Origin of the sequence: Arthrobacter sedimenti, from assembly GCF_042652025.1 — a bacterium.
Taxonomy (GTDB): domain Bacteria; phylum Actinomycetota; class Actinomycetes; order Actinomycetales; family Micrococcaceae; genus Arthrobacter; species Arthrobacter sedimenti.
Genome location: NZ_JBHSDQ010000008.1, coordinates 149,267 through 174,262, shown reverse-complemented (window position 1 = coordinate 174,262; position 24,996 = coordinate 149,267). Strand labels below are relative to the sequence as shown.

23 protein-coding genes and 2 riboswitches are annotated in these 24,996 nt (G+C 66.5%); of the genes, 13 read left to right on the top strand and 10 right to left on the bottom strand.

The genetic code is table 11. The features are described from left to right. Nucleotides 1-224 precede the first annotated feature (224 nt). The gene (locus tag ACFO0G_RS17325) at nucleotides 225-1,379 is read left to right on the top strand and encodes an RNase H family protein (RefSeq protein WP_376979180.1); all 1,155 of its coding nucleotides are present in this window, start codon (nucleotides 225-227) and stop codon (nucleotides 1,377-1,379) included. A 36-nt stretch (nucleotides 1,380-1,415) separates the two neighbouring features. Here ACFO0G_RS17325 and ACFO0G_RS17320 read toward each other — a convergent pair whose 3' ends face one another. The 7 genes from ACFO0G_RS17320 to ACFO0G_RS17290 form a co-directional block, all read right to left on the bottom strand. Then, on the bottom strand, nucleotides 1,416-1,703 hold the full coding sequence (locus ACFO0G_RS17320) for a WXG100 family type VII secretion target (protein WP_376979178.1): 288 nt from the start codon (nucleotides 1,701-1,703) through the stop codon (nucleotides 1,416-1,418). 108 nt (nucleotides 1,704-1,811) lie between these two features. Beyond that, nucleotides 1,812-3,323 carry a sensor histidine kinase gene (locus ACFO0G_RS17315; RefSeq protein WP_286401994.1) on the bottom strand — a complete coding sequence of 504 codons (1,512 nt, stop codon included), beginning with the start codon at nucleotides 3,321-3,323 and terminating at the stop codon, nucleotides 1,812-1,814. A 2-nt stretch (nucleotides 3,324-3,325) separates the two neighbouring features. After that, complete coding sequence (locus tag ACFO0G_RS17310; protein ID WP_142131055.1) at nucleotides 3,326-4,036, bottom strand: response regulator transcription factor; 711 nt, start codon at nucleotides 4,034-4,036, stop codon at nucleotides 3,326-3,328. Between the two features lie 73 nt (nucleotides 4,037-4,109). Further along, a complete protein-coding gene (locus ACFO0G_RS17305) occupies nucleotides 4,110-4,610 on the bottom strand; it encodes a DUF427 domain-containing protein (RefSeq protein ID WP_286401996.1) in 501 nt (166 codons plus the stop codon). Nucleotides 4,611-4,654: 44 nt separating this feature from the next. After that, the gene (locus tag ACFO0G_RS17300) at nucleotides 4,655-6,301 is read right to left on the bottom strand and encodes a DNA repair helicase XPB (protein ID WP_286401999.1); all 1,647 of its coding nucleotides are present in this window, start codon (nucleotides 6,299-6,301) and stop codon (nucleotides 4,655-4,657) included. 13 nt (nucleotides 6,302-6,314) lie between these two features. Next, on the bottom strand, nucleotides 6,315-8,792 hold the full coding sequence (locus ACFO0G_RS17295; protein ID WP_376979174.1) for a helicase-associated domain-containing protein: 2,478 nt from the start codon (nucleotides 8,790-8,792) through the stop codon (nucleotides 6,315-6,317). A 10-nt stretch (nucleotides 8,793-8,802) separates the two neighbouring features. After that, entirely contained in the window at nucleotides 8,803-9,036 is a 234-nt protein-coding gene (locus ACFO0G_RS17290) for a hypothetical protein (RefSeq protein WP_286402004.1), read from the bottom strand. Nucleotides 9,037-9,263: 227 nt separating this feature from the next. Here ACFO0G_RS17290 and ACFO0G_RS17285 point away from each other — a divergent pair, with 227 nt between their 5' ends. After that, complete coding sequence (locus ACFO0G_RS17285; protein WP_142131045.1) at nucleotides 9,264-9,647, top strand: cold-shock protein; 384 nt, start codon at nucleotides 9,264-9,266, stop codon at nucleotides 9,645-9,647. Nucleotides 9,648-9,653: 6 nt separating this feature from the next. Beyond that, nucleotides 9,654-10,199, top strand: a complete 546-nt coding sequence (locus tag ACFO0G_RS17280) for a DUF3027 domain-containing protein (RefSeq protein ID WP_286402007.1) — start codon at nucleotides 9,654-9,656, stop codon at nucleotides 10,197-10,199. Between the two features lie 135 nt (nucleotides 10,200-10,334). Here ACFO0G_RS17280 and serC read toward each other — a convergent pair whose 3' ends face one another. Then, nucleotides 10,335-11,465, bottom strand: a complete 1,131-nt coding sequence (gene serC, locus ACFO0G_RS17275) for a phosphoserine transaminase (RefSeq protein WP_286402010.1) — start codon at nucleotides 11,463-11,465, stop codon at nucleotides 10,335-10,337. A gap of 325 nt (nucleotides 11,466-11,790) precedes the next feature. Here serC and ACFO0G_RS17270 point away from each other — a divergent pair, with 325 nt between their 5' ends. The 10 genes from ACFO0G_RS17270 (at nucleotide 11,791) to ACFO0G_RS17225 (ending at nucleotide 23,193) form a co-directional block, all read left to right on the top strand. Then, nucleotides 11,791-12,492, top strand: coding sequence for a metal-dependent transcriptional regulator (locus tag ACFO0G_RS17270; protein WP_286402013.1), 702 nt, complete (start codon nucleotides 11,791-11,793; stop codon nucleotides 12,490-12,492). A 139-nt stretch (nucleotides 12,493-12,631) separates the two neighbouring features. After that, a riboswitch (cyclic di-AMP (ydaO/yuaA leader) is annotated at nucleotides 12,632-12,843 on the top strand. Nucleotides 12,844-12,854: 11 nt separating this feature from the next. Further along, nucleotides 12,855-13,676: a M23 family metallopeptidase gene (locus ACFO0G_RS17265; RefSeq protein ID WP_286404296.1), complete on the top strand. Its 822-nt coding sequence runs from the start codon at nucleotides 12,855-12,857 to the stop codon at nucleotides 13,674-13,676. A 128-nt stretch (nucleotides 13,677-13,804) separates the two neighbouring features. Then, a riboswitch (cyclic di-AMP (ydaO/yuaA leader) is annotated at nucleotides 13,805-13,982 on the top strand. A 154-nt stretch (nucleotides 13,983-14,136) separates the two neighbouring features. Next, nucleotides 14,137-14,742, top strand: a complete 606-nt coding sequence (locus tag ACFO0G_RS17260; RefSeq protein WP_376979209.1) for a C40 family peptidase — start codon at nucleotides 14,137-14,139, stop codon at nucleotides 14,740-14,742. A gap of 162 nt (nucleotides 14,743-14,904) precedes the next feature. Beyond that, a complete protein-coding gene (locus tag ACFO0G_RS17255) occupies nucleotides 14,905-15,690 on the top strand; it encodes an NlpC/P60 family protein (protein WP_286402015.1) in 786 nt (261 codons plus the stop codon). A gap of 266 nt (nucleotides 15,691-15,956) precedes the next feature. Next, nucleotides 15,957-16,457 carry an HNH endonuclease gene (locus ACFO0G_RS17250; RefSeq protein WP_286402017.1) on the top strand — a complete coding sequence of 167 codons (501 nt, stop codon included), beginning with the start codon at nucleotides 15,957-15,959 and terminating at the stop codon, nucleotides 16,455-16,457. A 56-nt stretch (nucleotides 16,458-16,513) separates the two neighbouring features. Then, on the top strand, nucleotides 16,514-17,239 hold the full coding sequence (gene mobA, locus ACFO0G_RS17245; protein ID WP_376979170.1) for a molybdenum cofactor guanylyltransferase: 726 nt from the start codon (nucleotides 16,514-16,516) through the stop codon (nucleotides 17,237-17,239). Next, a complete protein-coding gene (locus tag ACFO0G_RS17240) occupies nucleotides 17,236-17,529 on the top strand; it encodes a DUF6457 domain-containing protein (RefSeq protein ID WP_376979168.1) in 294 nt (97 codons plus the stop codon). The genes mobA and ACFO0G_RS17240 overlap by 4 nt, the downstream gene beginning before the upstream one ends. Then, nucleotides 17,526-19,004 carry a molybdopterin molybdotransferase MoeA gene (locus tag ACFO0G_RS17235; protein WP_376979166.1) on the top strand — a complete coding sequence of 493 codons (1,479 nt, stop codon included), beginning with the start codon at nucleotides 17,526-17,528 and terminating at the stop codon, nucleotides 19,002-19,004. Before ACFO0G_RS17240 ends, ACFO0G_RS17235 begins: the two co-directional genes overlap by 4 nt. 135 nt (nucleotides 19,005-19,139) lie before the next feature. After that, nucleotides 19,140-20,033 carry a formate dehydrogenase accessory sulfurtransferase FdhD gene (fdhD, locus tag ACFO0G_RS17230; protein ID WP_376979164.1) on the top strand — a complete coding sequence of 298 codons (894 nt, stop codon included), beginning with the start codon at nucleotides 19,140-19,142 and terminating at the stop codon, nucleotides 20,031-20,033. 127 nt (nucleotides 20,034-20,160) lie between these two features. Then, nucleotides 20,161-23,193, top strand: a complete 3,033-nt coding sequence (locus ACFO0G_RS17225; protein ID WP_376979162.1) for an alpha-mannosidase — start codon at nucleotides 20,161-20,163, stop codon at nucleotides 23,191-23,193. A 294-nt stretch (nucleotides 23,194-23,487) separates the two neighbouring features. Here the strand turns inward: ACFO0G_RS17225 and ACFO0G_RS17220 are convergent, their stop codons facing one another. Together ACFO0G_RS17220 and ACFO0G_RS17215 are read right to left on the bottom strand one after the other, a co-directional pair. Then, nucleotides 23,488-24,225, bottom strand: a complete 738-nt coding sequence (locus ACFO0G_RS17220; protein WP_286402028.1) for a hypothetical protein — start codon at nucleotides 24,223-24,225, stop codon at nucleotides 23,488-23,490. Beyond that, nucleotides 24,222-24,953: a hypothetical protein gene (locus tag ACFO0G_RS17215; protein ID WP_286402030.1), complete on the bottom strand. Its 732-nt coding sequence runs from the start codon at nucleotides 24,951-24,953 to the stop codon at nucleotides 24,222-24,224. Before ACFO0G_RS17215 ends, ACFO0G_RS17220 begins: the two co-directional genes overlap by 4 nt. Nucleotides 24,954-24,996: the final 43 nt, after the last annotated feature.

Genomic DNA, 24,996 nt, shown 5'->3' with positions numbered 1-24,996 from the left:
CAAGGATCTCGTCTCGAGAAACCGTTTTCTGAATTGGTGTGCTGCGATTCTTTCGCGCGACGGCATCCCCGTCAAGGGTATCCGGTAAGCGTTTTCCGAAAATTTCATGGTGAAAGCTGGAGGAGGAGCCGGACGCGCAGCCCGAGCCTGCGGCAGAAACAGGAGGATGGGCTGCAGTACCTCCGCGGCAGCCCATTGTCAGCTGCTTCTGGCAGGATGGATTGGTGACGATTACTGCAGCGGCTGACGGTTCGGCCTTGGGAAACCCTGGCCCGGCGGGCTGGGCCTGGTATGTGAATGACGATTGCTGGCGGGCCGGAGGCTGGCCGCACGGGACCAATAACCAGGGGGAGCTGATGGCTGTCCTTGACCTTTTGCGCGCCACGGCGCACCTCCCCGGGGAGGACCTGCGCATTTTGTGTGACAGCCAGTACGTCATCAACTCCATTACCAAATGGATGCCTGGGTGGAAGCGGAAGGGCTGGCGCAAGGCTGACGGGAAGCCTGTCCTGAATGTGGAGCTGCTGAAGGAACTCGACCGCGAACTGGCCGGGCGAACCTACACGTTCGAGTGGGTCAAGGGCCACGCCGGGCACGACCTCAACGAGGCCGCCGACGAGCGGGCCAGGGCCGCGGCCACCGCGTACCAGCAGGGAGTGGCAGCACGCTCCGGCCCGGGATTCCCCGGCGGACACCACCCCGGCGCGCACCACGATCTTTCCAATGGCCAGGGCGGCCGCGGACGTGCCCTGGAGGAACCGGCGCCTTCCGGTGTGGGACTGCCGCCGGCCACCCTGGACATTCCGGCTGCTGCCCCCGCACAAACGCAGGCAGTACGCCGGGAATCAGCGCGAACGGGTGCAGAAGGCGGGGGAGCGGGACGCCCGGCAGCATCCAGCGGGGGTGTTCCTGCGGCCGCGGGCGACCAGCGCAGGGCAGCCCCCCAGCCTGTATCGGCTTTCGATGAACTGGACCTGTTCAGCGAGTTGGACGATGAAGCCCTTGAAGTGGCCGAGGCAACGCAGTGGGCAGGCTCCATCCCGCCAGAGGCACTGGTTGAGGAGCTGGAACGCGAGCTCCTGGGGCCGCTGGTGCGGGGGGACATTGGCCGGACCGCCATCCTTCTTCACCCGGACTTTGTGGAGATCGGCAGCTCGGGCCGGGTGTGGACCCGGGACGCTATGATGATGGCCCTCGAGGAGGATCCCGGCGAACGGACCGACATTGAAATCCTGGGCGCTGACCGCATAGGCCCCAGCACGGTCCTGCTAACGTACCGAAGCTTTGCCCGGTCCGGCACGACGCTTCGCAGCTCGCTGTGGGTCCTCGACGGCGGCCGGTGGCGGCTGCGGTTCCACCAGGGAACCCCGGAAGCCTAGAGGGGGAAGCGGGGAACGTGCTGCCGAAGTGCCGGCTCAGCTGAACCGCTGCGTGTTTCCCTGCTCCGCCTGGGCGTAGGTTGCGGCCGCTGACGCGAGGGCGCCATTGATGGACGCCAGCGACGCTTCCACGCGGCCCTGCGTGATGGTCCACTCCGTGATGAGTGCCTGGAAGTTGGTGGCTGCCGAACCCCGCCATGAGCCCTGCAGCTCATCCAGGCCCCGCTTCATGGTCTGCACGTCCGCGCTGATCCGGTCCACGGTGGCCTGGACGTTGGCGGACTTCAACTGCAGTAATTCGGTGTCGACGGAAATGATGCTCATCGCTGTGCCTTTCGCTACGGCGGGTCCCTAAGGGTCCTGCGCCCGGGGGATCCGGGCTGCTGGGACGAGCCTATGGAGCAGCACCAGGCGGAAGCCACGGCGGTGTGGCTATATGTGGATAACCGATCCGTCACTGCCCGCCGCGGGGGCGGTACTGTCGTCAGCGGCGTCTTCCCCGTCGTCGCTGTTACTGCCCGGCGTGTCGTCCCGCCGCGGGAGGCTGACCACCAGGGTGGCGCCGCCGCCGTCGGTCTTCTGCACCCGCACTGTGCCGCCGTGGGATCCGACGATTGCTGCCACGATGGCCAGCCCCAGGCCGCTGCCGCCCGTCTCCCTGGTCCGGGAGGTGTCCGCCCGGTAGAAGCGCTCAAAGACCTTGGCGGCGTCGTCTTCGGAGATGCCCGGCCCATGGTCCCGTACTTCGATGACGGACCGTTCGCCGCCGTCGGTCCGGCGGACCCCGACGGCCAGTTCGATGGGGCTGCCCTCCGGCGTGTAGCGCAAGGCATTGCCCACCAGGTTGCCCACCACCTGGCGCAGCTTGGCCTCATCTCCAAGGACCGGGGCCGGGGCCGCTGCTCCGCCGTCGAGGCCGGTGAGCGTGATCGCCCTGGAACGGTCGCTGGCCTGGGTGTCCACCACCGCGTCATGGGCAACCAGTTGCAGGTCCACCGGCTTCTGCTGCAGCGGCCGCTGCTCATCCAGGCGGGCCAGCAGCAGCAGGTCCTCCACCATGGAACCCATGCGTTTGGCTTCGCTTTCGATGCGGCCCATGGCGGTGGCCACGTCCTCGTCAGTGGCCAGGGCGCCGTGGCGGTAGAGCTCGGAGAACCCGCGGATGGTCACCAGGGGTGTGCGCAGCTCGTGGGACGCATCAGCGGCAAAGCGGCGCATCCTTGCTTCCGAGGCGGTCCGCGCCGCGAAGGCGGTCTCGATGTGCGCCAGCATGGCGTTCAGGGAACTGCTCAGCCGGCCCAGCTCCGTGGCAGGGTTTTCGACTTCCACACGCCGGGAGAGGTCGCCGGCGGCAATGGCGGCGGCTGTCTTTTCCACCCTGGCCAGCGGCCGGAAGGCGCGCGAGACGGTCCAGCTGGCTATGAGCGAGGCGAGAAGCAGGGTCAGCAGGCCGACGCCGGTGACCACCAGGGTGGCGTGCTTTAGGACGTCGTCGACGCTCTCCAAGGGCAGCCCGATCACCACGACGGACGTGGTGGGGCCGTTCTGGACGGTCACCGCCACCACCCTCCAGTTTTCGCCGTCCGTCCCGCGGACCTGGAACGGAACCAGCTGGAGCGCCTGGGCCTGCTCCACCGAAATGTTGCTGATGTCGGGGTGGTCGTCCGGGTCTCCGCCGAAGGTGTACGGCTGCTCACCCGGGGTGAAGAGCATCAGGGAATAGTCGGTGGGGATGGGGTTGGGTGCCTGCAGTTGGGTGAAAGAGCGCTGTTTCCGGGCAGAGTCGACGGCGGCGTTCAGTTTGTCGTCCACCTGGCCCTGGAGGTAGCTGTGGAGCAAGGTCAGCGTCACCGCGCCGGTCACCGTCAGGGCCACGATCAGCAGGGCCATGATCATGGCCACCAGCTGCGACCTGAGCGAGGCCGACTTCCACCGCTTGAGCAAGGTCAGCGCTTTTCAGCCGTCCGCAGGACGTAGCCCACGCCGCGCTTGGTCTGGATCAGGGCCGGTGCGTCGGGGTCGATGTCCACTTTCCGGCGCAGGTAGGAGATGTAAGACTCCACGATGGAGGCGTCGCCGTTGAAGTTGTACTCCCAGACGTGGTCCAGGATCTGCGACTTGGACAGCACGCGGTTGGGATTGAGCATGAGGTAGCGCAGCAGCTTGAACTCGGTGGGGGAGAGTTCGATGACCGTGCCGCCGCGCCGTACCTCGTGCGCGTCGTCGTCGAGTTCCAGGTCGTCAACGCGGATCACCGCGTCGTCGTCCAGCAGGGGCTGCGTCCGGCGGAGCACCGCCCGGATGCGGGCCACCACTTCGTCCAGGCTGAAGGGCTTGGTGACGTAGTCGTCCCCGCCCACGGTCAGCCCGGTCACCTTGTCCTCGGTGTCGTCCTTTGCCGTGAGGAAGAGGACGGGGAAGTGTTTTCCGGAGGCGCGGAGCCGGCGGGTCACGGTGAACCCGTCCATGTCGGGGAGCATGACGTCCAGCACGGCCAGGTCCGGGGCGTGGGTATCGGCCGCTGCCAGGGCATCCCGTCCGTTCGCTGCAGAGACCACTTCGAAGCCGGCGAACCGCAGTGACGTGGAGAGGAGCTCGCGGATGTTGGGTTCATCATCAACGACGAGCAGCCTGGCTTCTGGACCGTTCTTGTTCATGCTCCCATCATGCTCCCAGACTCTGGGAGTTGTCTGGATATTTGTTGTGAGCATGGTGGTGGTCCGCTCGGGCCTACCAGTCCATCGTCCCGGGTTCACCTTTGAAGGGCCCCACTACCCGGCTGGTGATCCAGCCGCCATAGAAGCGGCCGGGCTGGGCAGTGACCCGCTCACCATCCACCTCGCAGTAGTCCATTCGGCCTGGATAGACGGCCACCCGGCCGGCAAGTGCCTCAAAACCTGACGCCGGCTCCGGGTAGGACCATGCGGCGCTGTCCGCTTCCTTCCCGCCGCCGCGGACTGTCAGGTACTTCGCCGCGCCCTTGAACTCGCAGAAGCTGCTGCCCGAGGACTGCTCGAGTGCGCCGGCGGCAAATGCTGACTGGAGGATGTAGTACACCGGCGGATGGCTGGTCTCGAGGACCCGGAGCGAATCTGTGGTGTCAAGGATGACTTCGCCGCCCAGGACGATGCGGATGCGCTCGCTGCTGGCTTCGATCCGGGGCGGGCGGGGATAGTCCCACACCGATTCCTGCCCGGGTCCGGGCGCCACCGGGACCATTCGTGTTCTCATGCCTCCAGTGTGCACTCCGCAGGCGCAACCGGCACAGGGGATTCCTAGTCCGCTGCGGCCACGTCCTTGGCGTCCATGATCCGGTAGGCATACCCTTGCTCGGCCAGGAACCTCTGGCGCTTGGCCGCGAAGTCCTGGTCCAGGGTGTCGCGTGCCACGAGGGAGTAGAAGCGGGCCGCCCGCCCGTCCTTCTTGGGCCGCAGCAGCCGGCCCAGCCGTTGGGCCTCCTCCTGCCGGGAACCGAACGAGCCCGAGACCTGGATGGCCACCGAGGCCTCAGGCAGGTCGATGGAGAAGTTGGCCACCTTGGACACCACCAGGGTCTGCAGCTCCCCGGCACGGAATGCATCAAAGAGCTTCTGCCGTACTTTGACCGATGTGTCGCCCTTGATGACGGGTGCCTGCAGGCGCTCGCCGAGCTCATCCAGCTGGTCGATGTACTGGCCGATCACCAGCAGCTGTTCACCCGCGTGCCGGGCCACCAGCTCCTCCACTACCTGGGTTTTCGACTCCGAGGTGGCGCACAGCCGGTACTTGTCCGCGTCATCAGCCATGGCATAGGCAACACGTTCATCCTTTGGCAGATCCACCCGGACCTCCACGCAGTCCGCCGGCGCGATGTAGCCCTGGGACTCGATGTCCTTCCAGGGTGCGTCGTACCGTTTTGGCCCGATCAGGCTGAAGACTTCGCCCTCGCGGCCGTCCTCCCGGACCAGGGTGGCAGTCAGCCCGAGGCGCCGCCGGGCCTGCAGGTCTGCGGTCATCCTGAAGATCGGTGCCGGAAGGAGGTGGACCTCGTCATAGATGATCAGTCCCCAGTCGTGGCCGTCCACCAGCTCCAGGTGCGGATAGATGCCGCCCCGTTTGGTGGTGAGCACCTGGTAGGTGGCAATGGTCACCGGCCGCACCTCCTTGAGGGCACCGGAGTATTCGCCCACCTCGTCCTCGGTCAGGGAGGTGCGCTTGATCAGCTCGTCCTTCCACTGCCGGGCGGCCACCGTGTTCGTCACCAGGATCAGCGTGGTGGTGGAACCGGTGGCCATGGCCGCGGCCCCCACCAGGGTTTTGCCGGCGCCGCAGGGCAGGACCACCACTCCGCTGCCGCCTGCCCAGAAGTTTTCGCTGGCCAGGCGCTGGTACGGCCGGAGCTGCCAGCCGTCTTCATTGAGCGAAATCAGGTGCGGGGTGCCGTCCACGTAACCGGCCAGATCCTCCGCCGGCCAGCCAAGCTTCAGCAGCAGCTGCTTGAGCTGCCCGCGCTGCGAGGCGTGCACCACCACGGTCTCGCCGTCGATCCTGGGCCCCAGCAGCGGGGCGATCTTCTTGGCCCGGATAACTTCCTCCAGGACCGGGTAGTCGTCCGTCCGCATGACCAATCCGTGGCGCGGGTCCTTTTCGAGGCGCAGCCGGCCGTACCGGGACATGGTTTCCTCGATGTCGATCAGCAGCGAATGCGGAACCGGGAAGCGGGAGTACTTCAGGAGGGCGTCCAGCACCTTTTCGGCGTCCAGTCCGGCGGCGCGGGCGTTCCACAGCCCCAGCGGGGTCAGCCGGTAGCTGTGCATGTGCTCGGGTGCACGTTCCAGCTCGGCGAAGGGTGCAATGGCGTGCCGGGCCTCGGTGGCCAGTTCGTGGTCCACCTCAAGGAGGATGGTCTTGTCGCTTTGGACGATCAGGGGTCCGTCGGTCACGCGGGGGAATCCTTTACTGGCGCAGTTCCTCTGCGGCCTCGATGTCGATGATGCGGTGGACGGACAGGACGCGTTCAGTGTCCTTAGCGGGATCGAACACGCGGACCCTGCCCCCGCTCACAGATAGCGGAACAACAACTTCCAGGCTGGCATTCCCCAGGTTGTCCACCACGTTCATGTTGATCCGCTGCTTCAGCCGGATGGCCCTTTGCAGCGCCTCAAGCCCCAGTTGGGTGGCAACCTCGCTGCCGGTGGTGGCACCGGGGTGGTGCCCGACGGCGGCGCCGGCCTGCCGCAGGACAACCAGTTGGGCTTCCACCTCCTCCGCCGCGGGCGCCATCCGCGGGGCGGTGTACACCGGGCGCAGGCTCTCCTGCGGCGCGGCAGGCCGGCGGAGGTGCGCGGCGGGTTCGGCGCCGTCCACGGACGGGGAGAGGCCCAGACTGCGGAGCACGGCGGCAAGCTCACGGGGCGGCGCCGACGACGCCACAACCGTAGGGGCCAGCCTGACCAGGCCCAGTTGGGCGGCCTTCGGTCCCGCCAGCAGATCGGTGAGTGCGGTTTCATCCTCACTACGGATGAAGCTCGCAGCCTGGCCCACGTGCAGCCTGCCGTGCCGGGAAGCGGTGTCCTCCACCAGGTACTCCAGCGGCTGGGGAACCGCCGTGGCCGAATGCTCCCGGAGGAACGCCAGCAGCCCGGCGGCGTCATGGCCGCGGTCCAGTGCGCGTTTTACCGACTCCGCGGAGAACCTGTAGATGGTGGCAGGACCTTGCCCCTCGGCGTCGGCCATGACCAGGAGCTGCTCCGTCAGCGCAGGGGAAAGGTAGCCCGGAGCGACAGCGGTCAGGTCAGCCTGCAGCAGCACGTGATTTAGGGCCGCGGGCAGGTGCTTGCCCAGAATCGCAAGGGCGGCGTCGGGGCGGTCTTCGGCGAAGGCGCTCCCCAGCTGGCTCAGGGCACCAGAGCCCACCAGGCCGAGCATTTCAGCCTCGGCGAGGACGCCCCGGATCAGGGAACTGAACCGCCGGGCCATCCGCGGCTGGGACCATTCGGCGCGCTGCAGCACCGCAGCGGCATCGAGGACGGGCGCGCCGCCGTCGCCATCGTCGGCTTCCCGCGTCAGCTCAAGCAGGATTTCCAGGATGCGTTTGCGGACCACCGGGGCATCGGGGCGCTGCGCCCCGGCAGACAAGGCAGCAATGGTGGTCCCGGCGGCAGACCGGGCGGCCGCTGCTCCCGGCGCTGAATTGACGGGCTGGCCCACCATGGAGGGCACGCGCTCGCTGGCCAGCCAGGCGTTCACCAGCCACAGCCATTGTTCCTGCCGCGGAAGGACCAGCCACTCCAGCTCCGGCGGCTGCACCCATGATGACGAATCGACGTCGAGGCGGATCAGGCCGGCCAGGCCGCACAGTTCCAGCAGCCGGCCCACAGCGCCCTGGTCAACGCGCAGCTGTTCGGACAGCCGCCGCAGCTCGCGGACCCCCACGCCCCCGCTCCGCAACGTGGCCAGTGGCTGGGCCTCTACCGCATGCAACAGTTCGGACACCAGCCGGAGGGTTTCCGAAATAGCGCTCAGGGCTGCGTTCCTCCGCAGCGCCGCGGTGGTGTTGCCGAGCTCGGCAACCGGCGGGGCAAGGGTGAAGTCGTTGATGATCGCCCCGCCGCGCAGGGCCATCCCCACGCTGTGCGGCAGCTCGACGTGCGCCGCGTCCAGCGGCACCAGCAGCCCGCGTGCAAGGAGCCAGTCCACGGGCCCGACGTCGGCGCCTTCCGTAGTGACCGAGGCTCTCCGTTGCGCCTGGGGGACGGCACCCATGGCCCAGTTCCGGAACTTGGCGAGCAGCGCCGTCGTCCGTTCCGGGGCCCCGGCAAGGATGTCCCGCAGGGCTTCGGGGGACGATGTCCAGTGCTGGAGCGCCAGTGCCGCTTCCATGGGCGTGGTGGCGCCGTGGATCGCGAAGCCGCTGCGGTGCAGTTCGGAGACCAGCTGCACCGCCCGCTGGGCGAAAGCCGGCTGGAGGCGGACCAGCTCGGTATAGCTGCGCCCCAGGCCTGCGGGGTAGATTCCCACCACATCCTTGAGCGAACCTACGGGAAGGTAGTACGGCTGGCTGGCCGCCGGGGGCGGGGTGCCGTGCGGGGGAGCTGCGGGATGCACCAGGGCAAGCTCCTGCAGGGTGCCGATGATCTGCTCAACCACGGCCAGCGACGAACCCCGGATCAGCTGGTGCAGGCCTTCCGCTGAGGCGCTGTGCCCGGTATCGGTGTTGGTGCAGAGGTGCAGGGTTTCCAGGACCTGCATCTGGGGCCGGTTGAGCCGTTCGAGGGCGCGCTGGACGCTGACACGGGAACTGGCGCGCGCCGCCACCGCCGCGAAGTCCGGAACAGAGGGGGAAATGAGGTCCGGCCGCGCGGCGAACAACGCCCGCAGCGAATCATCGCTGCGTGCCTCCAGTTCCATGCCGAGCGCGCGAATGAGGGACATCAGTCCAACGTTACCGCCGCCCGGCCTTTCCCGCGCGCCGCCGGGCGGCAACGCCGTCCAGGACCAGCAGGAGCATCAGGATGAAGGCCGCAGGGAGGCCGTACAGCGCGGAGTACGTGACCCAGGTGGGGGCCACCGACCCAGCGAAGGCAAGCGCCATGACCGTCCCCACGGCTATGAGGGACAGCACGGCAATAACAGCGGCGAGGACCATCAGCGGCCGCCGGTAACGCGAGGGAGTCATGGACGTAACGCTACAGCGGCTCCGTTGGTGCGGTTAAACGCTCCCGGCGCCCTTGCGCCTGCGGCGGAACGGTGCTGCAGGAAGCGTAATCAGGCATCCGGCAGGATAACCTTGAAGGATACAGACCAACACGGTTTGCGCATGCCATACCTTGAACCCGCACAACAATGCGGATGCGGTGGTATGCGGCCGTGTCTCATGACAGCAGAACGAAGAAGGTTGATTACGTGCCTACCGGCAAGGTCAAGTGGTATGACAAGGACAAGGGCTTTGGGTTCCTCGCGGGCGAAGACGGCCAGGAGGTCTTCCTGCCCAAGTCGTCGCTGCCCGAAGGGGTAACGGAGCTGAAAGCCGGCACCCGGGTGGAGTTCGGTGTGGCGGACGGCCGCAAGGGTGCCCAGGCACTGGGCCTGCGGGTGCTGGACAAGACCCCGTCCATTGCCAAGGCCAAGCGCCCCAGTGCCAAGGACCTCGCCCCGCTGGTGCAGGACCTGGTGACCGTCCTGGACAATCTGTCCGGGACCCTGTCCAAGGGCAAGTACCCGGAGGGCAATAAGGGCAAGGCCATTGCCGCCGCCCTGCGCAAGGTTGCCGACGAGCTGGACGTTTAGGCGCCCATGAATCCCCAATCTGAACAGCCGGGCGCGCCAGTGCAGGAGCAGGCTGCCAAGACTCCGCCCACACGCAAGGCAGGCGTGCCCGTATGGCGTACGGGCAAGCCTGACGCTTTCCTGGCCGCGGCTGTTGATACGGCCCGGACGGCGGTGGAGAGCATCACGCCGGCCGCCACTATCGGGGCGCACCTTGCGGCCAAGAGCGAGGGCGACCGGCTGGTGACACACCTGTTCGAGTCCCGCTTGGCCGGATACACAGGCTGGCAGTGGTACGCGGTGCTGACCCGCAACTCACGTTCCAAGGTGGTCACCGTCAACGAACTGGGCCTGCTGCCGTCCGAGGATTCGATCCTCGCTCCGGAGTGGGTGCCGTGGGCCGAACGGGTCCGCCCCGAGGACGAACAGCCGCAGGAGCCCGAGGTTGGTGGGCACGAAGCGGAGGTCGGAGAGCCGGAAGCGCAGGAAACAGCGGCAAGTGACAAAGGCCGGCAGGATTCAGGGCAGCAAGGGGAACCAGCGGACGACGACGGAGCGCAGGCAGGAGCCTAGCCGCACCTTCGCCGGGAGACCGGCCCCGCCCTCTGCCGGGCGCAACGAAAACGGCGCCGTCCGGGACAAACCCGGGCGGCGCCGTCGTACGTTAAAAGTGCCTGCCTGTGGACAGGGCCCAAGTGTGGGCAGGGCCTACTTGCGCAGCTCGCCCACCACATAGTCGATGCTGGCGAGCAGGGCGGAGACGTCGCTGGGCTCGATGGCCACGAAGGTAGCGATGCGCAGCTGGTTGCGGCCCAGCTTCCGGTAGGGCTCGGTGTCCACGATTCCGTTGGCGCGCAGGATCTTGGCTACGGCGGCGGCGTCCACAGACTCGTCGAAGTCGATGGTGGCGATGACGTTGGAACGCTCCTCCGGCTTGGCCACGAACGGGCTGGCGAAATCGGAAGCCTCGGCCCAGCTGTAGATGCGTCCGGCGGAATCGGCAGTGCGTCCGGCCGCAAAATCCAGGCCGCCATTGGAGTTGAGCCATTGGACCTGCGCGTTCAGGGTCACCAGCGTGGACAGCGACGGCGTGTTGTAGGTCTGGTTCAGGCGGGAGTTGTCGATGGCGGTCTGGAGGTCCAGGAAGTCCGGGATCCACCGTCCACTGGCCTTGATGCGGGCGGCCCGCTCCAGCGCGGCGGGGGAGAACAGGCCCAGCCAGAGCCCGCCGTCGGAAGCAAAGTTCTTCTGCGGTGCGAAGTAGTAGACATCGCTCTGGGCAACGTCCACGTCCAGGCCGCCTGCGGCCGAGGTGGCGTCCACCAGGACCAGGGATCCCTCGTCGGCTCCGGCAACCCGCTGGACCGGGGCTGCCACGCCGGTGGAGGTCTCATTCTGCGGCCACGCGTAAACGTCCACGCCGGCCTCGGCCTGCGCCGTGGGTCGCGTGCCGGGCTCGGACTTGATGATGGAGGAGGATTCCAGGAAAGGGGCCTTGTTGGTGGCCGCAGCAAACTTGGATCCGAACTCGCCGAAGGAGAGGTGCTGGGCCTTCTTCTCCACCAGGCCGAAGCTGGCGATGTCCCAGAAAGCAGTGGAGCCGCCAACGCCAAGGACAACCTCGTAGCCCTCGGGGGCACGGAAGAACTGGCTCAGCCCTTCACGGACGGACCCCACCAGGTTCTTGACCGGTGCCTGCCGGTGCGACGTGCCCAGGATGGTTTTGGATGCGGCTGCGAGGGCATCGATCTGTTCCTGCCGGACCTTTGACGGGCCGGCGCCGAACCGTCCGTCCTTGGGCAGGAGGTCGGCGGGAATCGTGATGCTGGTGTCGCTCACAGGTGCTCCAATTCGGCGGGGACGAACGTTTTGGTCCGGACGGACGGGTTGTGGTGGCCGGCAGCCGGGCGGCGGCCGTGCCATAGGCCTTCCCCATTCTGCCTGAACAGCAGCGGCGGGCGGGAACCGGCAGCGGCAAAGTCCAGACACTGAGACAATGCGGCGCGTGTGCAAGTGTTCCATGCATGCACCTGGTGCGGTTCCCTGTGGGGTCGCGGCTATTCGGACAAAGTCAAAATAGGCTAAGCTTTCCCCCGGACTACCTCGCGGGAAGAGGCGATACGGTGGGACAACGCAAGGTACTGCGCCCGAGGAGCTGAGCTGGATGACGGATCTGATCGACACTACGGAGATGTACCTCAGGACCATCCTGGAGCTTGAGGAAGAAAACATCGTTGCCCTCCGGGCCCGTATTGCCGAGCGCCTGCGCCATTCCGGCCCCACCGTCTCCCAGACCATCGGCAGGATGGAGCGCGACGGACTCGTTGTGGTCTCCGGCGACAGGCATCTGGAACTCACGGACACCGGCCGCAAGCGGGCCACCGAAGTGATGCGCAAGCATCGGCTCGCCGAACGCCTGCTGGCGGACGTTATTGGGCTGGACTGGGCCTACGTCCACGATGAAGCCTGCCGCTGGGAACATGTGATGAGTGAGAGGGTGGAGCGGCGCATCTACGAGATGCTGGACCACCCCACCGAGTCCCCATACGGCAACCCCATCCCCGGCCTTGCCGCGCTGGGCGGCCAGCCGGCCCCCGGCTTTGGTGACGGGGCCATCAGCCTGGTGGAGGCGATGAAGAGCTACGGGCCTGCGTCGGGCGTGACCATCAGCCGCCTCGCGGAACCGATCCAGGTGGAGCCCGAACTGCTGGCGCAGTTGGACGAAGGCGGAATCCGGCCCGGCGCTGCCGTGACCCTGGAACGCGTGGGCGATTACATCTCGGTGCGGGTGACCGGGATTGAAGGAGCGCTGGAGCTTCCGCCCGAGGTGGCCGCGCATGTCTTCGTGGCCATCAAGCAGGGCTGAAGCGGGACTTCCATACCCCGGGCCTGCCCTTCCACGCAAAGATAACGGAATTGTTACCAAGGGTCTTAAGCCCCTATAGTAGAACCAGTCGTTGAAACTTAAGCGTTACCTGATCCGGAGCCGAGCTCTGCCAGCGGGTCAGGTGCACGAGTCGTTACTGGCAGAGGCGGGGGAACCACAATCGGCAGCGGGGGACTGCCTTGGGGTGAAGTCCGTCAGCAGCAAGCCTCTCCAGTGAAGGATTCTTCCGGGAATATCCCTGCGCAGAAGCTTGCCCTTGGCGGGCCGGGTCTTTGATCTCTCTGACCCGAATCCGACAGCTAACTCCGCAGGCTTCTCCAGAGAGGAAACCCTTCTTGACCATGCAGACCCCCCGGGGACGCCGCCGTGCTGCCGGCCCCCCTTCGGCACCGCGGGTTGTCGAAGATGCCGCAGCGGAGCGCCCCCGCGACCTCCATCGCGACGCCCGCCGCCGCCGGGGTCCATTCCGCCAGATGACGGAGTTTGCAGCCGCCAGCGGCATAGGCCAGAAAGCCGGCATGGCCCTTGCTGCCACCGGCCTGGTTCTGACTGTGACTGTGCCCGCCACAGGTCCCGTTATGGCCACTGACGCCGCCGGCAGCGCCCCGGTCGCAGCCTCCTCCGTCACGCCCCAGCCCCAGATTTCAGCAGATATCGGTGCCCAGATCGACTTCAGCCGCTCGGCAGTGGTGACCCAGGCCGATCCGGACGGAAAGCTGAAGCAACTCCTGAGTGCCCAGTCGGCCGGCTCCGTGACGCGTGCCGCGTCAGCCGGCACCCTGGCCGCACCGCTGGCCTCGCTTGTCACCGCTTCCCCCTTCGGTTACAGGGTCAGTCCCATTACCGGGGGGTCGGGCGACTTCCACAGGGGCCAGGACTTTGTGGCGCAATGCGGGACCTCCGTCCTGGCGGCCGCCACCGGTACCGTGACCTTCGCTGGCTGGCATCAGTTCGGCGGCGGAAACCGGGTGGTTATTGACCATGGAAATGGGCTGGAAACCACGTACAACCACCTGTCATCCTTCAACGTCAAGGTGGGCCAGACCGTGTCCCGCGGGGACGTTGTGGCCCTGAGCGGCACCACCGGCGCGTCCACCGGCTGCCACCTGCACTTCGAGGTCCAGGTCAACGGCGAAGTGGTCGATCCCATGGGCTGGTTGTAACCGAATGATTGTCCACTCTCAGATCGCCGTGACTCGCCGTGACCTGAATGTGACATTGAAACAAAACTGCTGTACCGTCTAACTCGCGTCAACTTTTCCGAAGTTGACGCTCTTGAGTGGATTGCCTAACTCTGCCACCGCTCAAGGTCCGTTCGCATTTCATCGTCTGGCAGGGGCGGGGGAACCAATTTCGGCCTTCTTCCAGAAGGCCTTGGGGTTAAGTCACAAGCTTCCCAGGAAGCAGCGTGGCCGGGTGACTCCCATCCGAATCCGACAGCTCACCTCGCAGGCATTGGGAGAGGCTACCTTCGTGTCTTCACGCCATCATTCTGCGCGCCACCGTGCGCAAACGGTTCGCACCAGCCCCTTGGATGCCGTTTCCAAGGCCGTAAGTGCAAATGCCGGGACCGTAGGCCGCCAGGCTGCCGTTGTGGCAGCCGCATCGGGCCTCATCCTGAGCATGGGACTGCCGGCCACCGCTGCCGACACCACTGCCGGTGTCTCAGCGTCCACCGAGTCCGGTTCGGCCCAGACGGCCCTCGCCGTCACCGCTGCCCCCACTGCCACGGTTTCCTTCGAGCGCCCCGTGGTGAAGACCACCGCTGCTCCGAAGGTGGAAGCGGTGCGCACCCAGTCCACCGACACGGCGAACGGCGCAGCCACTGCTGCCGCTGCCGCCGGCCAGGACGCCTCCCCGGTCACCAAGACCGCCGAGACCGTGTCCTCCGCGTCCACCTCAGGCATCGCAGCCATCGCCTACACCGGCATCGGCCACTCGTACGTCTGGGGCGGCACCAGCCCCGTCACCGGTTGGGACTGCTCCGGTTTCGTGCAGTGGGTGTACGCCCAGGCCGGTATCAGCATTCCCCGCACCAACGCGTGGAGCATCATGAGCCCCACCTCCACCCCGCAGCCCGGTGACCTGGTTGTCCAGAACGGTGGAGCGCACGTCGGCATCTACGTCGGCAACGGCATGATGATCAGCGCACTCAACCCCTCACAGGGCACGCTGCTCCACTCGCCTGCAGCCACCGGTAGCTCGTCGTACTACCACCTCAATAAATAGTTCTTGGGCTCCATGCTCCAAGGGCTATTTCTTTGCCCAAAGCTTCTTCGCTAGAAACCACATCCCCGTTCGGGACGCGCCGGCGTACCCCCAAGATGCCGGCGCGTCTACCACCCTTTGCCTGCCTACATGCGGTCGCAAGGAAAACGAAAGAGAGAACTGATGACGACTCGTGCTACCGCACGGCACCGCGCCGAGGTCACCAAGACCAACTCGATCGCAGTCATTGCCAAGGCTGTCAGCGACAACGCCGGCGGCATGGGCCGCCAGGCCGCTGTCATTGCCGCAGCTTCCGGCCTGGTCCTGACCAGCGGCATTGCCGCGAATGCCGCCGACGCGAACGTCAAGCGCGACTCTGCTCCTGCCTCCGCACTGGAAGTTGAATCCGCGGTCGACGCCCCGATTTCCGCAGCTTCCACCATTGCCATCAGCTTCGAGAAGCCCGCCGTGACCACCACGCCGGCGCCCGTCGTCGAGCCGGAGCCGCAGGTTGAAGTGCAGGAAGCTGCCCCTGCTCCCGCCGCTGAGCCCGCTGCCCAGCCCGTTGCTGCTCCCAAGGTCACGGCCAAGGTTGCCACCGCTGCTGCCCCGGCCGCTCCTGCGGCGCAGGCTTCCGCCAGCGGCAAGGGTGCCGCAATCCTCTCCGCCGCCTACGCCCAGCTCGGTGTCCACCAGGACTGCACCATGCTGGTGACCAACGCCTTGGCCGCAGTCGGAATCCACTTCCATGACTGGCCCGCCGGGTACCTGTCCCTCGGTGACACGGTGCCTGCCTCCCAGGCCCAGCCCGGAGACCTCATCTACTACGCCGATGGTGGTGGAGGAATGGCACACATCGCTGTCTACGCCGGAAATGGCATGGCCGTCCATGGAGGCTTCAACGGCAACGACACCGTGGTCTTCAGCGCAAACGTGGGCTCCGGACCGGTTTTCATCCACGTCAGGTAAGCACCTCGCGTGCGGCACAGGCAACAGCCGGTGCCTACCGTCAAAGGACCCCCGCCCTCCCGGCGGGGGTCCTTTGCGTTTAAAGCAGCTCCAGGCCGGCCGGGGATGACTGCCCGGCGTCGCCTTTTCCGGCACGGCATCCGGGCGGCGATTACCTGATTTTGCACTTCTCTGTTTACTCTTGTGATGTCGATCCATAGCCCGGACATGCCGAGGGCAGCCGGCCCTCGTGCCCCTGACGGGTGCGGCCGTGAAGAGGTAAGTGCATGCGCACTCTCGTTCTGAATGCTGGATATGAACCGCTGGCGGTTATTACTTTCCGCCGGGCGCTGGTGCTTGTGCTCACAGGCAAGGCGAGCGTCGTGGCCGAAGGGGATGACCCCGTGGTGGGGCCCACCGACGTCCTGGGCCGTCCGTCCGTGATCCTCCTCAACCGGTACATCCGGCCCCGATACAACCACTCCACGGCTGTCAGCCGCAGGGGTGTGCTCAGACGCGACGGCCATAAATGCGCGTACTGCGGCAAGGCGGCGCACACCATTGACCATGTACACCCCAAATCCCGGGGTGGGGCTGACTCATGGGAGAACCTGGTGGCCGCCTGCCTCCGCTGCAACAACGTCAAGGGCGACCACACCCCGACCGAGATGGGCTGGACCCTTCGGTTCGTGCCCGAGCCTCCGCGCGGCACTATCTGGCAGATCAAGGAACTGGAGAAGCCCACCCCCGCGTGGGATCCGTTCCTTCTTCCCGAACGCGCTGCCTGACCCCGTCCTGGGGAAGCGGCGTGATTCCTGCGCCAGCCGGTGGTTAGGCTGGGGGAGTGCAAGAGAACAGCTTGGCTTTTGATGCCCTGATCTTGGCCGGTGGCCGGTCATCGCGGCTGGGCGGCGTACCCAAGCAGTCCCTTGTCTTCCGCGGCCAGTCGCTGCTGGAACGGTCACTGGCTGCTGCAGCCGGTGCCCGCCGCACTGTCGTCGTCGGCGACGCCGGTTTCCTGTCATCCCAGGGCACAGCATCACACCCGGTAGCCCAGGCCAGCTGGCCGCCCGGTGTTCTCACGTGCCGGGAGGAGCCGCCGTTCGCGGGGCCCGCGGCTGCCATCGGCGCCGGGCTGCACGCCCTGGATGAAAATGGCGGAGATGCGCCCTTTACCCTGGTGCTGGCCTGCGACATGCCGCTTGCGTCTGAGGCCGTCGCTGTGTTGCGGGAGGCGCTTTTCGCGTCTCCCACCCGCCCCGGGGATGGTGGGGCAGGGGGCGTGATGGCCCGGTCCGGCGACGGAAGGGCGCAGCCGTTGGTGGCTTTTTACAGCACGCCCGGGTTAAAAAAAGCGTGCGCGGAGTTGGCTGCCCGCAACGCGCTGGTCAACGGCTCTGTCAGGGCTCTCCTTGCTAGTCTGGACGTGCAGCTTGTCACAGTCCCCGCCGGGTCCACCTCCGATGTGGATACCTGGGACGATGCTGCCGCGCTGGGGATTGCCGCCGGGAGCCAGCGTGAAAGCAAGGACCCGAGCACGGGCGGAACTAACGTGGGAGGCAAGTCGTGAAAAGCCAGGACGAAACGCTGGAAGAATGGTGCAGATCCCTTCTCCAGGCGTACAAGCTTGAGGACGTCCAGGTAGACATCAACGCAGTGCTGGCACTCGCCGGTGTTGCCGCCCATGCCGTTGTCCGGCCGGCCGCTCCGCTTACCACCTTCATTGCCGGCTATGCCGCAGGCCTGGCTGCCGCTCCCGGCAGGGAGATGGACGCAGCCTCCATAGACGCGGCTTTGGCCGTTGCCCGTTCCCTGGCAGCTGACTACGACGCTGAAGCCGCCGGGACTCCCGGCGAATGACTGCAGAAACCCGGAGCGATCCGGCGGCGCCGCCCGGTACCGGCCCGGAAGACGCCTGCCCGGGAGAAACCGCCCGGGAAGAAAGCGGTACGGCTGACGCCGAATTCGGCACCACGGAGCCGGGCGAAGCCGAACCCGGGCGCTCCCACCACCATCACCTGGCACACACGTGGGAAGAGGCCCGGCAGGCTGCCTACGATGCGGCCACCCCTATTCCGCCCGGCCCCGTGGCCCTGAGCATTGCCCTGGGCCGAAAACTTGACCAAGACATCGTGGCCCTGCAAGACATGCCGCACTATGCGTCCTCGGCCATGGATGGCTGGGCAGTCAATGGAAGCGGCCCATGGATCCCGGTGGAGCCGGGCGCCCGGCTGGCGCCGCACCAGGCCAGTCCCATTGCCACGGGTGGCCTGATCCCCGTGGGCGGCAAGGCAGTCCTCCGTACCGAAAGCGCAGTCCTGGGCCAGGACGATGAGGGCCCGGTGGTGATGGTGGGAGGCAAGGCCCGGCCGGGCGAACCGCGCGCGGGTGAACACATCAGGAAGGCCGGGGAGGAAGCCCTTGAAGGGGACATCCTGGTCAAGGCCGGGGTGGAACTCAACCCGGCACACCTGGCCCTTGCGGCACTGGCAGGCTATGACGAAGTGCAGGTCCAGGGTAAGCCAGTGGTGCGTCTGGTGCTGACCGGATCCGAGGTGGTGGAACGGGGTACGCCGGCTCCCGGCCAGGTGCGCGATACGTTCGGCCCGCAACTGCCGGCGGTCGTCGCCATGCTCGGAGGTATCCATGCGGGGCAGCAGCGGATCGGCGATTCGTATGCCGAATGGCTTGCGGCGCTCGAAGACGTGGTGCCGGAGGTGCCGGAGGCGCCCGACCTGCCGGCCGACGTCGTTATTACCACCGGAGGCACCGGGCGCTCAGGCACAGACCACCTCCGGCGGGCTGTTGCCGAACTTGGCGGCCGGCTCATCATCGACGGCGTGGCAATGCGGCCCGGCCACCCGGCCGTCCTGGCCGAACTGCCGGACGGCCGCTTTGTCCTTGGGCTCCCCGGCAATCCGCTTGCGGCCATGATGGCCCTGTCCACCGTCGGCGCCCCATTGTTCGCCGTCTTGGGGCACCGGGCCATGCCGGACGTGCAGACAGTACCGTGCGGGACCATGATCGAAGCCGATCCCGGACGCACCCGCCTGATGCCCTTCCGGCTGCTGTACGGAATGGCCTCCCCTGCGCAGCACACAGGCCCAGGCATGATGCGCGGCCTGGCCGCTGCCGACGGTGTGCTGGTGGTCCCGCCGCACGGCGTGCAGCTGGGCGAACCGGTGCCCGCTTTCGCGCTGCCTTGGGGCCCACCCATTCCGCCACCCAAGGAAGGGGCAGCCAAAGCCAAACCGAGAAGCAACGCACGGGCCGCCCAGCCCAAGGGCAAACCGGCATCCAACGGGCCCGTGGACTGGAGTGCGCTGCTGGGTTGAGGGCCCCTGTTTCAGGTGCACGGGCAACTCCCGCGCCTTGCTGCGTTGAGTCCCTGGGCTCTGGGCCCCTGGGGCTCTGGACTGGGGCAGGCCCCGTTGGTGCCATGATGGAGTAATGAACAGGCAGGGTGGAACATGGGACGCGTAACCCAGCGCCGCAAGGTGCACAAGTATGTCCTGGACGGTTCGCCCGCCGCCCTGGAGTACCCGGTCCGGCACCGCGAAGACGTCCTGGCCGTGGAGGAACCGCTCGAAATCCGGTTGGGCAGGCTTTCCTACTCGGTCACCATGCGCACGCCGGGGGACGACTTTGACCTGGTGGCTGGGTTCTTGGTGTCCGAGGGCGTCATCTGGGCGCCCGAACAGCTGGTATCGCTGCGGTTCTGCGCCGGTGAGGACGAGAACGGGGTCCAGACGTTCAACGTGGTGGAGGCCCAGCTGCGGCCGGACGTCGCACTTCCCGATACAGGCCGCAAGGTCTACACATCGAGCTCCTGCGGCATCTGCGGCACGGATTCCATCGAGGCAGTCCGGAAATCGTCCCACTTCAGCCCGCAGGCGGACCCGTTGACGGTGGACGCAAAAGTCCTGGCGTCCCTGCCCGCGCTGCTGCGGAAATCCCAGCGCGTCTTTGACGATACCGGGGGCGTTCACGCGGCGGGGCTGTTCAAGATTGAGGACGACGGTGGCCCGCGGCTCCTTTGCCTGCGCGAGGACGTTGGGCGGCACAACGCGGTTGACAAAGTGGTGGGCTGGGCGCTGCGCGAAGGTCTCCTGCCGCTGGCCGGGACGGTCCTCCAGGTTTCCGGCAGGGCATCCTTCGAACTGGTGCAGAAAGCCGCCCTGGCGGGCATTCCGGTCCTGTCGGCCGTCAGTGCCCCTTCGAGCCTGGCCGTGGAGCTCGCTGAGGCCAACGGGCTGACCGTGGCCGGATTCAGCCGGGGCACCAGTTTTAACGTCTACGCCGGGAACTCACGGATCCTGCGGCCCGAACCGGCCCTGCCCGCAGCGCAGGGGCCCGGTGCATAGGTCCGATTGCAGGGTCCGGACAACCGCCGGATAACTGCAAAAGGGGTTGGTTGCAGTGCCGCCAGCGGGTAGATTTGTCCATCGAATGGACACGATGATCCAGTCACACGCCTAAAGAGGACATATATTGCATGACGACCGCAGGATCACGGAAGTCCGCCTGGCAAGGTTTGTGCGCGAGCGCATCGCCCCCGCCGTCTACAGCAGGTCCGTCCCGCTTGTCCTGAGCAGCTGGGAAGTCCCGGACGAACCGGTCCCTGCGCTCGAAGCGATGCGGCAGGAGTTCCAGCCGCAGGAGCCCGGCGCCGCGTGGGGCCGGCCCTGGGGCACCACCTGGCTGCGGCTGCAAGGGGACGTTCCTGAATCCTGGGGCGGCGGCCCGGACACCACGGTGGAGGTAGTGGTGGACCTGGGGTTCACCACCGAAGCGCCCGGCTTCCAGTGCGAGGGCATTGCCTGGCGGCCCGACGGCACCATCATCAAGGCCATTTCTCCCCGCAACCAGTACATCCCCCTGAAACTGCTGGGCAGCGGCATGGCGGTGGACTTCTATGTGGAGGCGGCCGCGAACCCGGACATGGCACAGGGCTGGACCTTCGCCGCCACTCCGCTGGGTGACAAGGCAACCGCAGGGGGAGCGCCCCAGTACCGGCTGGGCAACATCGCCATCGCTGAACTCAACCAGTGCGTGTGGGAACTCCAGCAGGATGTCTGGACGCTGTCCGGGCTCATGGAACAACTCCCTCTGGAGCTTCCGCGGCGCCATGAAATCCTCCGGGCCCTCGAACGCATGATGGACGTAATGGATCCCGACGATGTTGCCGGGACCGCTGCGGCGGGACGGCAGGCGCTCGCCGGGGTCCTCGGCAGGCCGGCCTACGCATCGGCGCACCAGTTGGTTGCCACGGGTCATGCGCACATTGACTCTGCCTGGCTGTGGCCGGTCCGGGAAACCATCCGCAAATGCGCCAGGACCTTTTCCAATGTGGTGGCCCTGATGGACGAAGACCCAAACTTTGTCTTCTCCTGTTCGTCCGCCCAGCAGTTGGCCTGGATCAAGGAGTTGTACCCGGAGCTGTTCAGCCGCATCCGGGAAAAGGTGCAGGCAGGACAGTTCGTCCCCGTGGGCGGCATGTGGGTGGAGTCGGATACCAACATGCCCGGTGGCGAAGCCATGGCCCGGCAGTTCGCGGAGGGCAAAAGCTTCTTCCTGGCGGAGTTTGGCGTCGAGTGCCGGGAAGCCTGGTTGCCGGACTCGTTCGGATACAGTGCCGCCCTGCCCCAAATCGTCAAGGCTGCCGGCAGCAGTTGGTTCCTGACCCAGAAGATCTCCTGGAACCAGACCAACAGAATGCCCCACCATACCTTCAACTGGGAGGGGATCGACGGCACCCGCTTGTTCACCCACTTCCCGCCGGTGGACACCTATAACTCGGACCTGAGCGGCCGGGACCTGGCGCACGCCGAGCGCAACTACCGGGACCACGGCCGCGGTTCCGTGTCGTTGGTGCCGTTCGGCTATGGCGACGGCGGCGGCGGCCCCACCCGGGAGATGCTCGCCGCTGCCGCCCGCACCGCGGACTTGGAAGGATCACCAAAGGTCAGGATCGGCTCGGCCGAGAGCTTCTTCCGGCAGGCCGAGGCGGAGTACCAGGCCCTGCCCGTCTGGGTGGGGGAGATGTATCTGGAGCTGCACCGCGGCACGTACACCAGCCAGGCCCGCACCAAGAAGGGCAACCGGCGCAGTGAGCACCTGCTGCGGGAAGCGGAACTGTGGTGCGCCACGGCCGCCGTACGCGCCGGCAGTGCCTACGACTACCCGGGAGCCGAGCTTCAGCGACTCTGGCAGCTGGTCCTGCTGCAGCAGTTCCACGACATCCTTCCCGGCAGCTCCATCGCCTGGGTCCACCAGGACGCGGAGCGGAACTACCAGGCGATCGAAATTGCCCTCGAGGCGCTGATCGGCCGGGCTGCTGCCGCGATGCTTGGTTCCGGTGACCGGCAATTTTTGCTGAACGCAGCTCCGCACGCCCGGGATGGCGTCCCCGCGCTGGCCGCAGCTGAACCCGTGGCGTTCCAGGAACCGGCACATGCCACGCCGGAGGACGGGGGCTATATCCTGGACAACGGGGTCATCCGGGCGGTGGTGGATTCCGACGGTCTTCTGTCCTCCCTGTGGGACCGCGCCAGCGGCCGCGAAGCGATCGCTCCCGGCCAGCGCGGCAACCTGCTGGAGCTGCACCGGGACACCCCCAATGAGTGGGATGCCTGGGACATCGATGAGTTCTATCGGCGCAACGTCACGCCGCTGGTCCAGGCAGAGTCGGTCCGCCTTGCCAATGAAGGCGGCACTGCAGTGGTGGTTGTGGAGCGGTCGGCAGGCACGTCGAAGCTGACGCAGCGGATCACCCTGGCCCCTGGTAGCCCGTCATTGGAAATCACCACGACCGTGGACTGGCAGGAGCGCGAAAAGCTGCTGAAACTTGGCTTCGCCCTGGATGTGCGGGCAGACCGGTCGGCTGCCGAAACGCAGTTCGGCCACGTTTTCCGGCCCACCCATACCAACACGTCCTGGGAGGCGGCGAAGTTCGAAATTTGCGCCCACCGTTGGATCCATGTGGGCGAACCAGGCTACGGCGTGGCGGTTTCCAACTCATCCACGTATGGCCACGACGTGGGCAGGAGCGTCCGGGAATCCGACGGCGGAACCACCACCACGGTGCGGCTCTCCCTGCTGCGGGCGCCGAAGTTCCCCGACCCGGATGCCGACCGAGGCCACCATGAACTGACGGTGGCCATCCGGCCAGGCGCCGATATTGCGGACGCAGTCCAGGAGGGGTACCGGACCAACCTGGCACCGCGGCTGGTCCGGGGTGCCTCTCCGGTGGAGCCGCTCTTCAGCGTCAGTAATCCCGCCTTGGTGATCGAAGCCGTGAAACTGGCCCAGGACGGTTCAGGAGATGTTGTGGTCCGCCTCTACGAGTCGCTGGGACAGCGCTCCGCTGGAAGCATTACCGCCAATTTCCCAGTGCGGAACGTTCTTGCCACGGACCTCCTGGAACGCATTACTGAGGCGCCCGGGGTCGCTCCCTCCGACAGCGGGGCCGACCTTAGGCTGCGGCCGTTCCAGTTGGTGACGTTGAGGTTTGCCCGGAAGTAGCGGCCCGGAAGGTTCTTGGGCAGGTACAGGGATATTAGAAGCGTGGAAGTCCTTGTATCTGCCCGGGAACTCACAGGGCCGGGTGGAGGTATGCTTCCGCGAAGGAGCCGTTAAACAGGCTGAGTGGGGGCGGTCCCCAACGATCCGCCACCACTCATCCCCCCAATGTGTGCAAAGGCCCCCGGGGCGGCCGGCATTTCAGAATTTATCCCCGTTCGAAAACGCCAGGCGGCCCCGCCTTCACACATTCATGATTGTTTCACATTCTAATGATTTTGTGAAAGCTGCAGAAGGTTACGTTTCGGTAGATGTCTTTTGAGGGGCTGCGCCGCGCCTGTTGACCACCCGTGCAGCCCAGATCAGGGCCAGTCCGATGACAAAACACAGGATGGCCGTGTAGTTGATGACGAACTCAATCTGACCGAGTTCGGGCGGAATGACCGGGAAGAGCAGCGTCAAGGCAACCGCTACGCCGCCCAGGGCCAGCAACGCAGCGCCGATGCGTACCAGTACCGGTAGCCGTTCCTGCGCAGCCCGGACCAAGGCCGGAACCAATGCCAAGGCTACGTAGGCGGGGTAGGCCCGGCCGGCCGCCCCGTAGTACTCAACCAGCGCGAAGTGGCGGGCGTCCTTGGCGGAGATGGCCTGGAGTCCCGCCGAGGAGCCGGCGGTGTCCATGGAGAAGAACAGTGCCACCATGACCACAGAGACAAAGAGCAGGACCAGCATGCCGGTCTTTCCGGTGATGTGCCGGTGGGCGCTGTCGGCGCTGAACCCCCTGGAAATGCGGATGCCCATGAAGAAGATGACACCGAAGATCACGAACCGCAGCAGCAGGTTGGCCAGGTTGATGCCGCCCAGTGCCTGGTCGATCACCAGGTAGGGTCCCTTGATGCTCAGCAGGATGGCCAGCGTCATTGAGGCAAAGATGCCGAACAGGGACCGGTTCTCGCCACGGAGGGTGCTGGGGATACGGGCCGCCGAGACGAGGGCGCAAACCGCCAGCGTGGTCCACTGAAGCGTTTCGATCATCCCAGGTTCTCCCATATCTTTTCTGTCTGTGCTTGGTCCTGCTCCTGCCGGCGCAGGACTTTCCCCAATGCCTGAAGCCGTTCCCCGGCCAGTGCGGTGAGCTCCCCGTCCGAGAGGCTGTCCAGGGCCGCCTGCCGCGCCCCCGGCGGCCAGCCCGCCTCCTCTTCGGTGATAATCCCGGTGGCCACCAGGCCGCCGGCCGGTCCAACCCCGGCCGCCACTGCCGTGGCCACGGCGAGCTCGGGGGACAGCCGGTTTGCCGTCAACTGGGCCGAGTAATTTTGCGGGGCCACCCCGGTGGTAGTCGAAACGCGGTGCCGGACCTCGCCGTCGTCAATTGCATCAACCCAGTTCTTCACCGAGGTGGCGTGCGGGGTGGGGCCCAAAGCGGTGGTGGACGCTCCCCGTGCGGGCTCCATGGGCGGCCGCGCCAGGAGCGCGCGCAGAAGGTCTGCCGTGGAAATCTGGCTTACCAACTCGCTGCGCGTGGGCGGGCGCTGCGGGCCGGAAAGGACGCTGTACGCGTCGAATCCGGCCAGCGCGGCAACAGGATTGATGTTGTAGGCGCGGCTGACGCTGACCACGGTACTCACGGAGACCTTGCCCCGGACCAGTTGCTGGGCGAGGGTGGTCCGCTTGATCCCCGAGACCCGGCAGACGTCAGCGGTGCTGGCATCGGGTGCGATGCTGTGCAGCCAGCGCTGGAACGCCTTGGCGGAAAGGGTCATGGAGGACTCTCTGCAGAATGGGTGGTCCGGACGATTTTACCGT

Excerpts from the sequence above, each read along its gene's own strand:
- ACFO0G_RS17255 (WP_286402015.1), top strand. The coding sequence starts at position 14,905 with ATGACGACTCGTGCTACCGCACGGCACCGCGCCGAGGTCACCAAGACC.
- ACFO0G_RS17305 (WP_286401996.1), bottom strand. The coding sequence starts at position 4,610 with ATGAGAACACGAATGGTCCCGGTGGCGCCCGGACCCGGGCAGGAATCG.
- ACFO0G_RS17320 (WP_376979178.1), bottom strand. The coding sequence starts at position 1,703 with ATGAGCATCATTTCCGTCGACACCGAATTACTGCAGTTGAAGTCCGCC.
- ACFO0G_RS17260 (WP_376979209.1), top strand. The coding sequence starts at position 14,137 with ATGGGACTGCCGGCCACCGCTGCCGACACCACTGCCGGTGTCTCAGCG.
- ACFO0G_RS17265 (WP_286404296.1), top strand. The coding sequence starts at position 12,855 with ATGCAGACCCCCCGGGGACGCCGCCGTGCTGCCGGCCCCCCTTCGGCA.
- ACFO0G_RS17250 (WP_286402017.1), top strand. The coding sequence starts at position 15,957 with ATGCGCACTCTCGTTCTGAATGCTGGATATGAACCGCTGGCGGTTATT.
- ACFO0G_RS17290 (WP_286402004.1), bottom strand. The coding sequence starts at position 9,036 with ATGACTCCCTCGCGTTACCGGCGGCCGCTGATGGTCCTCGCCGCTGTT.
- fdhD (WP_376979164.1), top strand. The coding sequence starts at position 19,140 with ATGGGACGCGTAACCCAGCGCCGCAAGGTGCACAAGTATGTCCTGGAC.
- ACFO0G_RS17310 (WP_142131055.1), bottom strand. The coding sequence starts at position 4,036 with ATGAACAAGAACGGTCCAGAAGCCAGGCTGCTCGTCGTTGATGATGAA.
- ACFO0G_RS17295 (WP_376979174.1), bottom strand. The coding sequence starts at position 8,792 with ATGTCCCTCATTCGCGCGCTCGGCATGGAACTGGAGGCACGCAGCGAT.
- ACFO0G_RS17235 (WP_376979166.1), top strand. The coding sequence starts at position 17,526 with ATGACTGCAGAAACCCGGAGCGATCCGGCGGCGCCGCCCGGTACCGGC.
- ACFO0G_RS17215 (WP_286402030.1), bottom strand. The coding sequence starts at position 24,953 with ATGACCCTTTCCGCCAAGGCGTTCCAGCGCTGGCTGCACAGCATCGCA.
- ACFO0G_RS17220 (WP_286402028.1), bottom strand. The coding sequence starts at position 24,225 with ATGATCGAAACGCTTCAGTGGACCACGCTGGCGGTTTGCGCCCTCGTC.
- ACFO0G_RS17280 (WP_286402007.1), top strand. The coding sequence starts at position 9,654 with ATGAATCCCCAATCTGAACAGCCGGGCGCGCCAGTGCAGGAGCAGGCT.
- ACFO0G_RS17270 (WP_286402013.1), top strand. The coding sequence starts at position 11,791 with ATGACGGATCTGATCGACACTACGGAGATGTACCTCAGGACCATCCTG.